Annotated in this window: 10 protein-coding genes and 2 pseudogenes; 6 read left to right on the forward strand and 6 right to left on the reverse strand. The window is 62.8% G+C overall.

The window, feature by feature from the left end:
- Window positions 1-294: 294 nt before the first annotated feature.
- From AUL28_RS21735 to AUL28_RS22415, 3 genes are all read right to left on the reverse strand, one after another.
- Entirely contained in the window at window positions 295-537 is a 243-nt protein-coding gene (locus AUL28_RS21735; protein WP_082640638.1) for a ribbon-helix-helix protein, CopG family, read from the reverse strand.
- Window positions 538-959: 422 nt separating this feature from the next.
- The gene (locus tag AUL28_RS21740) at window positions 960-1187 is read right to left on the reverse strand and encodes a type II toxin-antitoxin system HicB family antitoxin (protein ID WP_062237027.1); all 228 of its coding nucleotides are present in this window, start codon (window positions 1185-1187) and stop codon (window positions 960-962) included.
- Between the two features lie 2 nt (window positions 1188-1189).
- Window positions 1190-1609, reverse strand: a complete 420-nt coding sequence (locus tag AUL28_RS22415) for an HIT family protein (RefSeq protein ID WP_192843517.1) — start codon at window positions 1607-1609, stop codon at window positions 1190-1192.
- 115 nt (window positions 1610-1724) lie between these two features.
- Here AUL28_RS22415 and AUL28_RS22420 point away from each other — a divergent pair.
- From AUL28_RS22420 to AUL28_RS21775, 5 genes and pseudogenes are all read left to right on the forward strand, one after another.
- Window positions 1725-2982 (forward strand): annotated as a pseudogene (locus AUL28_RS22420) (IS3 family transposase).
- A gap of 673 nt (window positions 2983-3655) precedes the next feature.
- On the forward strand, window positions 3656-4057 hold the full coding sequence (locus AUL28_RS21760; RefSeq protein ID WP_156420144.1) for a plasmid mobilization relaxosome protein MobC: 402 nt from the start codon (window positions 3656-3658) through the stop codon (window positions 4055-4057).
- Between the two features lie 6 nt (window positions 4058-4063).
- Window positions 4064-6028, forward strand: coding sequence for a relaxase/mobilization nuclease domain-containing protein (locus AUL28_RS21765; protein WP_062237038.1), 1965 nt, complete (start codon window positions 4064-4066; stop codon window positions 6026-6028).
- A gap of 162 nt (window positions 6029-6190) precedes the next feature.
- Window positions 6191-7222 carry a RhuM family protein gene (rhuM, locus tag AUL28_RS21770; protein ID WP_062237041.1) on the forward strand — a complete coding sequence of 344 codons (1032 nt, stop codon included), beginning with the start codon at window positions 6191-6193 and terminating at the stop codon, window positions 7220-7222.
- A 32-nt stretch (window positions 7223-7254) separates the two neighbouring features.
- A pseudogene (locus AUL28_RS21775) lies at window positions 7255-7527 on the forward strand (type II toxin-antitoxin system HicB family antitoxin); the annotation flags it as partial.
- Window positions 7528-7557: 30 nt separating this feature from the next.
- On the opposite strand, the gene AUL28_RS21780 reads toward AUL28_RS21775, so the two are convergent.
- Both AUL28_RS21780 and AUL28_RS21785 read right to left on the reverse strand, forming a co-directional pair.
- Complete coding sequence (locus AUL28_RS21780; RefSeq protein WP_062237044.1) at window positions 7558-7884, reverse strand: HigA family addiction module antitoxin; 327 nt, start codon at window positions 7882-7884, stop codon at window positions 7558-7560.
- Complete coding sequence (locus tag AUL28_RS21785; RefSeq protein WP_062237048.1) at window positions 7874-8158, reverse strand: type II toxin-antitoxin system RelE/ParE family toxin; 285 nt, start codon at window positions 8156-8158, stop codon at window positions 7874-7876. The genes AUL28_RS21780 and AUL28_RS21785 overlap by 11 nt, the downstream gene beginning before the upstream one ends.
- Window positions 8159-8422: 264 nt before the next feature.
- On the opposite strand from AUL28_RS21785, the gene AUL28_RS21790 reads away from it, so the two are divergent.
- Window positions 8423-8902, forward strand: coding sequence for a hypothetical protein (locus AUL28_RS21790; protein ID WP_062237051.1), 480 nt, complete (start codon window positions 8423-8425; stop codon window positions 8900-8902).
- Between the two features lie 60 nt (window positions 8903-8962).
- On the opposite strand, the gene AUL28_RS22425 is transcribed toward AUL28_RS21790, so the two are convergent.
- Window positions 8963-9657 (reverse strand): helix-turn-helix domain-containing protein (locus AUL28_RS22425; protein WP_082640641.1); only part of this gene is annotated, 695 nt, incomplete at its 5' end.

The following is a 9657-nucleotide window of genomic DNA, read 5'->3' on the forward strand; positions in this document are numbered from 1 at the left end:
GCTCCACGGGCAGGTTATGGGCAAACAGGTCCGGCAGGGTGTTGCCGCCATGGCAATGCCCATCCGCTGGCGCTGCCCAGAGTAGGGGCGCGCGGGGTCGTTCTGCCGTCATCGGTCCATCCTTGCGCGAGGCAAAGCAGGTCCGTGGCGGGCGAGCCGCATTTTGATTGACGATGAGGTCAGAGGGGCCTAAATCTGAGGGCAACCACGCTCTTCACAGATCAGGCTCCAGGCGGCTCCCGCTTCGGGGCCTTTTCTATGCCTATGGCGTCTCCATGAGGGGTGCGTTCGGCATCATGCGGCGCTCGGCTGGGATAGCCGCGCCACGTCGGCCGGTGAGAGGTCGGCCCGGTCAGCCTTCGCGATCAGAGCGCGCAGGACTTCAGAGCGAGATGAAGCACCGAGTTGCGCTTTGAGCGCGTCTAGCGACGCCACGTCGTCCCGATGCAGCACAGCCTCGATCGATGTCAGACCTTGGGCGCGATGGCGCGCGCGCATCCGGGCATTGCCTGCTGCTTTGTCTTTGGGGGCGTCCATTGTGGCGACTCGGCGTAATGATACCTAGGGAAACACCGTAGGCGAGTTGGGCCGGCAATGCCATGCGCTTCATGCAGGGTCATGTCAGCCTCAGATAAGGTCCACGCGAGGATATAGATGGAGCGCCCCCGTTTTGACCGGACATGGCAGCCTAATCTCCGATCGCTTCCTTTGACCGGCTGTCTGGTGGGCTAATAAAGTTCAATTCGATTATGCGAACACATCTACCGCAGGCTAACACCAAGGTGATGATTTAGCGTTGAACCTTAACTACACCCCAAGGCGGCGCTGCCTTGTGACAGGGAAACTGACGCATCCTGATCCTATCGGAACGATGGGACACCTGCGCTGGGATAGCCACCTGTTTGTGACAGCCCAAGGCTGAGCGCCAAACACCAACGATTGCTAGGCCGTGCGCTCACTTACCGCACAGGGGCGTCGGTTGGCCGTTTTGGATCGATGCCGTTTTCGGAGCAAACTTCGAGGAAGGCGGCGAGCGAGTTCCTTCCTTCGGTCAGAAGGCTCGGCAGGCTGTCCGCATAGAAGTCAGCTCCCCCGTTCAAGTTGACGAATTCGCCCCGGAATGTCCGGGTTTCAGGGTTAAAAATGACCATGGCGCGCTCGCCATCGATGTCCATAATGCTGGTCATGGCTACCCTCCTGCACTGGATAGCTTTTTGAGAAGAGCATCCAAATCGGTCTCAACGCTTGGGAGACTGGGCCATGTGTCGAGTCGATCGTCAAGGAAACGAGGGAGAAAATGGAAATGCAAATGACCAACGGATTGCTGCGCTGATAATCCGTTCGCATTCAGCAGATTGAATCCCGACGCCGCGATCCGCTCTTCGTAAAGCTTGAACAGACTTTGAGCAGCAGCGAACAACCCCGTACCTAATTCGGTCGGGCAGTCTCGGATATCGGAATGGTGCTGCCTGCTAATGATAAGCGTATGGCCGTAGACCTCAGGATGAAGTGGAAAGAGGCACAGGTAGCTGTTCGTCTCGTAGACGATGCGGGCCGGCTCATGCCCTTGGGCGATCCGACAGAAAAGGCATTCGCAGCTCTCGCCCAAAATCCTATCCTTGATGAGACCTATTTCGTCTCGCGCCCTAACATTGTGAAATAGCCCCCGAATGCCCCGGACACGATCTCCCACTCCCGCAAGGGTTAGGAGTAGTGTTGTGTCTATGACTGGTTCTTATTCGAAGGCAGAGGTTCTGCCCGGTCCTGAGCGTCGTCGATCGTGGTCGACAGCTGAGAAGCTGTCGATCGTCCAGGAGACATACGAGGCCGATGTGACAGTGAGCTTGGTGGCGCGTCGTCATGGCGTTGCGCCGAACCAGCTCTTCCGCTGGCGCAAGATGGCTTCGCAAGGCGCGTTGGTCGCCACGCGAGCGCAGGAGGACGTTGTTGCGGCCTCGGAGTATCGCGCTCTCCAGGCGCAGGTTCGCGAGTTGCACCGCCTTCTGGGGAAGAAGACGCTGGAGACCGAGATCCTCAAAGAGGCCCTCGAGGTCGCAGCGGGCCCAAAAAAAGCGCTGTTGCGCTCGCTGTCGTGGCCCAAGGACGGTTCGCGGTGAGCGCCGTCTGCACGGTGCTCGATGTCGCACGGTCGAACATCGCCGAGCGCATGGCGGGACGTTCGCATCAGCGCCTCGGCCGACCGCCGCAGCCCGACGCTGAGCTTGTCGCCGCGATCAAGGCGGTGATCGCCGACATGCCGACCTATGGCTACCCTTGGCCGGCAGGCGATTGCTTGCAATCGCTGAAAGGCGGCGCATTCACGCCATCCTCTGCCGCAAGGCCCGCGCCGCCGGCGCGTCGCTCCCCAACCACAAGCGCGTCTACCGAGTGATGAAGGCGCACGGCCTTCTTCTCCAACGCCACGCCGGCAATCTCGACAGGCGACGTCACGATGGGCGCGTGGCCGTCGAGCGCTCGAACCTGCGCTGGTGCTCGGACGGCTTCGAGATCGGCTGCGACAACGGTGAGAAGGTCCGCGTGGCCTTCGCGCTGGACTGCTGCGACCGCGAAAGCATCGGTTTTGTCGCCACCACCGAAGGCATCAAGGGCGAGGACGTCCAGGACCTCATGCTCCTGGCCGTCGAGGCCCGCTTCGGCCGCGTGAACCGCCTGCCGCAGACGATCGAATGGCTCACTGACAACGGCTCGGGCTACATCGCCGGCGAAACCCGACGCCTGGCACGCGACATCGGCCTGGAGCCCAGAACCACGCCCGTCCAAAGCCCGCAATCCAACGGCATGGCCGAGGCCTTCGTTCGCACCATCAAACGCGACTACGTCCGCGTCTCATCCCTTCCGGACGCTCGAACCGTCATCGACACGCTGCCGATCTGGTTCGAACACTACAATACCGTTCACCCGCACAAGGCGCTCGGCTATCTCTCACCGCGAGAGTTCATCGCGTCCCGCCAATCCGTCTGATCCTGTCCGATCATTCGGGGACAACAACACATTGGCAGCGGTCATTCCCACGGTGGGATGGTTGGGTTGATAGAAGCTTACGAACAAGGACGCCGAAAGCCTGACCAAGTGACCATCGCGCTTCTTCGTGTGATCGAACGTGAGCCGGACGCAGTGCGTCGGGCACTGGCGTCCTAAGGTGCCTTAGATCGATCCCGTTCGCGGCCGAACTTTCGGTCGTAACGTCGGCTCATTATGGTGGCCCATAGAGCCATGGCGGAACCTGCTGCCACTGCGACAAGACAAAACCAAATCAGAGGATCAACGGTGTCCATGTCCAGCCTCCGCGTTCACACTCTGATTGTAGTGCGAACGGAGACGGAAGGCGACGCATCGTTGTAGCGCCGATGGGCGGCAGCTCGGCCACTCCGCATCTGAAGCCAGCGGTCTGTGTGGCGAATGTGCGGTGTGTGGGATGTGTTCAAAATGTGCGATGTGTTCACGTCCCACACTTTGTGAGAAGCGTCACACTTTTCACAGTCTTCACAGTCTTCACAGTCTTCACAGTCTTCACAGTTTGTGGGGAGTGTGAGGAATGTGCATGTGGGATCTTTCGAAGTGTGTTTGCTATGGCAGGATATGCGATGGTGTATTACACATCGTAAAAGGCCATGCGGCCAGGGAGCCATGACACGTGCCCAAGGATGTTTGCGACGAGGAAAAGCTGCGCGTGATGGTCTCGCTCCGGCTGACCCAGGCCGAGCATGCCAGCCTCACCGCGCTCGCCCACGAGCACCAGATGAGCCAGAGCCAGATGCTGCGCAGGCTCATCCGGACCGCCTCCGGCCTACCCGACGTGCCCGACGCGCAGGCGATCCAGACGCTGAAAGCCTCCGGCGAGGAATTGCGCCGCATCGGCGTGAACCTCAACCAGGCCGTTCGCGCCCTGCATGAAGGCCGGGCTCACTTCCAGAAGGAGCTTTCCGAAGGCCTGCTTCTGGTGTCCCGGATCGTCTCGGGCATGCAGCAGACCCTCGAACACTCTGCCCGGTTGGCGCAACAGAGCGCCCGCCAACGTCTCGCCAGGGAGGGATAGCCCGGCATGGCAGGGTTCCTGGACGAGATCGCAGGCGTGGCCGCGCGCGTGGAAACCTTCCGCGCGGCCTATACACGCACGCCCCCACGTCGCTCGTTGTCTCTTCCCAGCCCGTTCGCTGCTCCGGCTGCGGAAGACGACGAGGACGAATGGAGACGTCGCCGGGCTCCTGGCTCCCAGGGCCAGCCGCACACCCCGCCCGTCTCGAAGCGCTGGGCGGCCACGCCGTCCGCTCCAGAGGCAGCCTCGCCTTCGCAGACGGCTGACCTCAGGCCAATCATCAACAAGGCCATTCTGGCAACCGGGGCGCAGCCGGCTCTGTTCAAGATCATCAGCGGAGCGTCGGGCGCGCGCCGTGTCGGCGCGCTTCTGAACTATCTCGGCACGCGCGAGGACGAGCGCACGGGCTGGAAGCACGACATTCCGATCGTCACCGAGCGCGGCGAGGTGCTGCGCGATGGCGAGGATCGGGACGCCCTTCTGGACGACTGGCAGTCCCGGTTCAGCACCCATGCGAAGGGCAAGGATGTCGGCCGGTTCGTGATCGAGCATACCGGCTCGGACCTGGCGCCCTCCCGGATCGCGGAGATGTTGCAGGAGGCGTTCGAGGGACGCCGGCTGGCCTTTGCCATGGAGAGCACGGGCGAGGACGCCAACACGCTTCAGGTCGTGGTCGCCCTGTCGGCGCGCGGCCACAAGCTTCCCCTGTCGCCCAAGGCGCTTGGCCAGGTGGAAACGACCCTCGCCACGCGGCTGGCCGAAGACGGCCACGAGGTCTCCCGGTTCGCCCTGGTGCAGACGGGCCATGCGGTGGAGGGGGTGCGCTATCAGCTGGGTCTTCTCGCCGAGGGCACTTGGGGTCCCGGCTTCGATGCGTCCGGCCATCGCCTGACACCAAGCCAGGTCAATGCGCAGACCCGGGTCTGGGGGCGCGAGATTGGGTCCTACAGCCCTCGCGACGTGACCCATGCCCTGTTCAGCGCGCGCGAGGGCACCGATCCCGACGCCTTCTTCGCGGCGGTGCAGGCGGTGATGGATCGCGAGTTTGCCGGTCACCGCTGGGTCGCCGCCCAGCATCACGACAAAGGGCATGTCCACGTGCACGTGGCCATGGTTCACAAAAGCGAGGGCGGTGAGCGTCTGCGCCTGTCGAAGGCCGATCTGGCGCGGACCCGCGAGGCGATCGCCGAGGCGGCGCGCGAGCAGGGCATCTCCATGGTGGCCACGCGCCGCATCGATCTGGCGGCCTCGCGTCCCTTCACCGCCGCCCATGCCGAACTGGTGGAGCGCGGCGTTGCCGGCGAGGCGACGGTCCGGCGGGTCGAGGCGAAGCGGTCACGCGCCTTTGCGCCCGAGCCTCATCCGGCGCTCCAGGAGCCCTACGCTCAGGTGGTAGACGAATGGGCGACGGCCAATCATGTTCTGAGGATCAGCCAGCAGATCCAAGCCGCCGCGGTCGCGGCCGGGTGGATCGACCGGTTCGCGCAGCACGGCATCCTTGCCCCTGGGATGGCACAGCCCGAACGGTTCGAGCTCATGGGCGAGCTGATGCGTTTTGCATCGGCGCCGCACGAGTTCGAAAAGGGTGCCCAGGGCAACTCCTATGCCGTGATCGACACGGGCCAAGGAGAAAAGACGGTCTGGTCACCCGATCTGGCGCGTGCCGTCACGGAGGCCGGGGCAAGGGCCGGTGACCGCGTTCGTCTGCGAAGCATCGGCCGTGACGCCGTGATCCCATCGCAGAAGGACCCCGATCGAACCATCACCGTGGTTCACCAAGCCCCAGCCGGGCAAAGGACGTGGGAGGTCCACATTCTAGAGCGCTGGACCGCGCGCGATGGCGCGAAGGAAGTCGGTGCCGCGACCGGCCCATCTGCGCCATCCCGCCCCAGCCCGGACGTGGCCAACGAACCCAAGCAAGGAAGAAGCTGGGGCCGCGCAAGGGATGACGACATGGAGCCCGGTCTCTGACGCAAGGCGTCATGCGAGAGCGGAACCCGGCAGGGCGCTCAGCCAACGTGTCTGGTCAAACGGGAGCATTGCTGGACTTGGAAGGCATCCAGATTCCACAAAGCGCCCGTCAAGTTGGGCAATGGGCCCTCTACCCTTGAAAGAGCAGAAGGACTGGCCGGAATGAGTGACGAGGAAATTGAGCCCGTTCGCCTGACTGAGGACGAGGCCACCGGCGACCGTTTCCTGGTTTACGGGACGGACAAGGGCCTACGCCTCGATATTCGCTACGATGGCGATGCGCTGTGGATGACGCAGGCGCAGATCGGCCAGTTGTTTGGCCGCGATCAGTCGGTAATCTCTCGTCATATCGGCAACATCATCGAGGAGGGTGAACTACCCGAAGAGGGCAATATGCAAAAAGTGCATATTGCTGGCGCGACCCGCCCTGTGACGCTTCACAGCCTCGATATGGTGATCTCGGTCGGCTATCGCGTCTCGTCTGCGCAGGCGACCGTGTTCCGCCGTTGGGCGACGGGTGTTCTCGTCCAATTCGCGACGAAGGGATTCGTCGTGGATGCCCTGAGGCTGAAGACGCCGCAGAGTGCCGACCGCATCGCCGAACTGCGCGAGATCATCCGCGACATTCGAGCGGACGAGGCGAACGTCTACGCCGAGCTGCGGCGCATCTGCGCCATGTGTCAGGACTACGATCCGAGTTCCAGCGCCGCTCGCGAGTTCTATACGCGAACGCAGGCCAAGCTCGTCTACGCGGTGACATCCCACACTCCAGCAGAGATCCTTGCCGCCAGAGCGCGCGCTGACCAGCCGAACATGGGTCTCCAGACCTGGCCGAACGATAATGTCCGCAAGAGCGATGTGACGGTCTCGAAGAACTACCTCGCCGAAGCTGAGGTGAAGGAACTGAACCGGCTCACAACGATCCTTCTCGACATATTCGAGGACCAGACTGACATAGGGCGTCTGGTGACGATGGATGACGCTCGAACGCTTCTGGATCGCCAGCTGACCAGCCTTGGTCGTGCAGTCCTGAGCGGAGGCGGTCGCGTATCGGCTGACGATGCTAGGCGTTTCGCGGAACGTCAGTACGGAGACTTCGACAAGCGGAGGAAAGAGGTGCGCAAGGGCGAGGCAGACCAGCGCGTCGCGGAATTGGCCAAGGAGGCGAAAGCGCTTCCGAAGAAGCCACGCTGAGAGTCAGTCCGGCATTCGTCTGAGGTAAACCGATGGCCAGCTATATCGCCCTGATCCACAAGGACGCCGAGAGCGATTACGGCGTGTCGTTTCCCGATCTGCCCGGCTGCGTGACGGCCGGAACAGATCTAGACGACGCGCGAGCCATGGCAGCCGAGGCCTTGGCCCTGCATCTGGTCGGCATGGCCGAAGACGGGGAGGCTATCCCCGAGCCATCGTCGCTGGAAGCGGTCATGTCCGATCCAGAGAACCGATCCGGCATAGCGATCCTCGTTGCGGTGCCCGCCAAGGTGCGCAAGGTCATCTCCTGATAGCGGATCGGCCAGAGAAGCCTGTCAGGCGGCGATAGGCGGCTCGGCAAGCTCGATACGCTCCAACTGGTCTGCAAGCGCGCGCTCGGCGTGCCACAGGTCATAGGCGGCCTGCATCCGCGTCCAAATCTCCGCGCCGTTCCCGCAGAACTTCCCCAGCCGCAAGGCCATCTCAGGCGACACGGCGCTGTCCCCGCGCAAGATGCTGTGCAGGGTCTGCCGCGACACGCCAAGCCGATCGGCGGCGGTGGTGACGGACATTTCCAGCGCCGGCAGAACGTCCTCTCTGAGGATCGCGCCGGGATGGATAGGTGGCCGGGCTCGATCCCGGCGGTTCTCTTCATGAGCCATGATAGTCCTCCAAATCAACATCGACCGCGTTTTGACCGTCGAAGCCGAAGGTGATGCGCCAGTTTCGAGACACCGTAACCGCATAGCGGCCGGCGAGATTGCCAGTCAGCGCGTGGAAGCCGAAGCCAGGGAACTTCATGTCCTCAGGCTTTGACGCCTGATCCAAGGCAGCGAGAATGCGGTCGATGCGATCGACCCACGCGGCATTCAGCCCCGAGCTATCGCTTTTGGTCCAGAACCTCTTGAGCGGCTTGCTTCGGAAGCTTTCGATCATGCGAATAAGTGTAAGGCATCACCTTACAGTGTCAAGATTTGCTTTACACATAGCTGGCGCAATGCTGCTCACGAACAGGATAGCAGCCACGGCTCTTAACGCCGGAATTTCCAGCCCTTAGACAAGCCGGCTCATGCACCGCGTCAACCGGTGCGTACTGCGTCATCGAGAAAAAATGCACCGCGTCACGCACCATCTTCCAGCTTCACGCAGGCGCGCCATGCATCGGTGCATGTCATCGCGAATGACGCAGGACGCACCGCCATGAAGCTCACCCTGAGACAGGCTGCGGCAGAGGTCGGCCGGTCTAAGTCCACCCTGCTCCGAAGCATCCAGTCCGGCAGGCTTTCAGCCGAGCGACAGGACGATGGCGGATACCTCATAGACCCCACCGAACTGTTCCGGGTCTACGAGCCCCGCACCGATGCGCGCACCGATGCAGTGACGCAGGACGCATCACCCGAAATCATCAGTGAAAATGCAACGTTGAAGGCGCAGCTTGAAGCGGTGCAAGAAGTGGTGCGCCGACTGGACGCCCAGATCGCGGACATGAAGGACGACCGCGAAGACCTGCGGAAGGATCGCGACCACTGGCGCGCCCAGGCCGATGCCGCGCAACGGCTCCTGACCGACGAACGAACGAAGTCTCAAGCCTCAGCGCCGCAACAAGAACCGGCACCAGTGGCCGCGCCCCAGCCCACAGAGGGTCGCCTTGCCCGGCTCATGAAGACGTGGAAGGGCTAAGCCCTGGCCCTACGGCCTCAGATAGCTACCCATTCCCTCAAATTTGACCGCCAGCGCGCGTTAGGCAGGCGGATCACCTTTCCCTGCTCCTATCCTCAAAGCCTTTTCTCGGCCCTTTTTGAGGGCCGCAGAGAGAGGATGGTTTTGGGATTGGTTTTTGGGTGGCAACAGTGTCACCCCTGCTTTCCCTGAAAGAACCGACCCGGAAAAAGGCACAAATGCCGCCTTCGGGGTCTCGGCCAGCCAGCGAGCCAGACCCTTCGCCTCTTCGAAGAAAGGCATGACCAGAGCCGTCAGCCGCACGGTGAGGCCGAGATGCAGGCCCCGCGCATTCCGCCGCGTCTCAAGCTCGACATAGCCGTGGCGTACGAGATCCACGAGATAGCGGCGGATGGTGCGCGCCGATCGCGACATGATGGCGCCGGCCGTGCCCTTCGTGATGCTCGTTTCTCGCCCTTTGCCGCAGCGAGCCCGCAGCACCTGAAGGAATGCCTTAGCGTTCGGGGTTAGCCGGTCATCACGAGCCGCCGTAGTCGCCATGGGCGGGGCATACTGGCGACTTTCAGCCGGTGAGGGGCGGGCATGTCGGGGGCGGTGCGCGGGTGGTGCGCGGCGCTCCATGCCCTGCGTCACAAGGGGTTGCGGCGCTCCAATGCCCGCCGATCGGCGTGAGGCTTCCGCGCGGGAGATGAGGCCGGCCGCATGGTCGCGCCAGATCGCGGCCCGCGCCAGGAAATCGGGATGTGGCGAAACCT

It is taken from the genome of Aureimonas sp. N4 (genome assembly GCF_001463925.1).
Classification (GTDB): domain Bacteria; phylum Pseudomonadota; class Alphaproteobacteria; order Rhizobiales; family Rhizobiaceae; genus Aureimonas; species Aureimonas ureilytica_A.

What these genes read in the sequence shown, in the direction of transcription:
- AUL28_RS21735 (WP_082640638.1), bottom strand. Translation starts at nt 537, where the DNA reads ATGGACGCCCCCAAAGACAAAGCAGCAGGCAATGCCCGGATGCGCGCG.
- AUL28_RS21740 (WP_062237027.1), bottom strand. Translation starts at nt 1,187, where the DNA reads ATGACCAGCATTATGGACATCGATGGCGAGCGCGCCATGGTCATTTTT.
- AUL28_RS21765 (WP_062237038.1), top strand. Translation starts at nt 4,064, where the DNA reads ATGGCAGGGTTCCTGGACGAGATCGCAGGCGTGGCCGCGCGCGTGGAA.
- rhuM (WP_062237041.1), top strand. Translation starts at nt 6,191, where the DNA reads ATGAGTGACGAGGAAATTGAGCCCGTTCGCCTGACTGAGGACGAGGCC.
- AUL28_RS21780 (WP_062237044.1), bottom strand. Translation starts at nt 7,884, where the DNA reads ATGGCTCATGAAGAGAACCGCCGGGATCGAGCCCGGCCACCTATCCAT.
- AUL28_RS21785 (WP_062237048.1), bottom strand. Translation starts at nt 8,158, where the DNA reads ATGATCGAAAGCTTCCGAAGCAAGCCGCTCAAGAGGTTCTGGACCAAA.
- AUL28_RS21790 (WP_062237051.1), top strand. Translation starts at nt 8,423, where the DNA reads ATGAAGCTCACCCTGAGACAGGCTGCGGCAGAGGTCGGCCGGTCTAAG.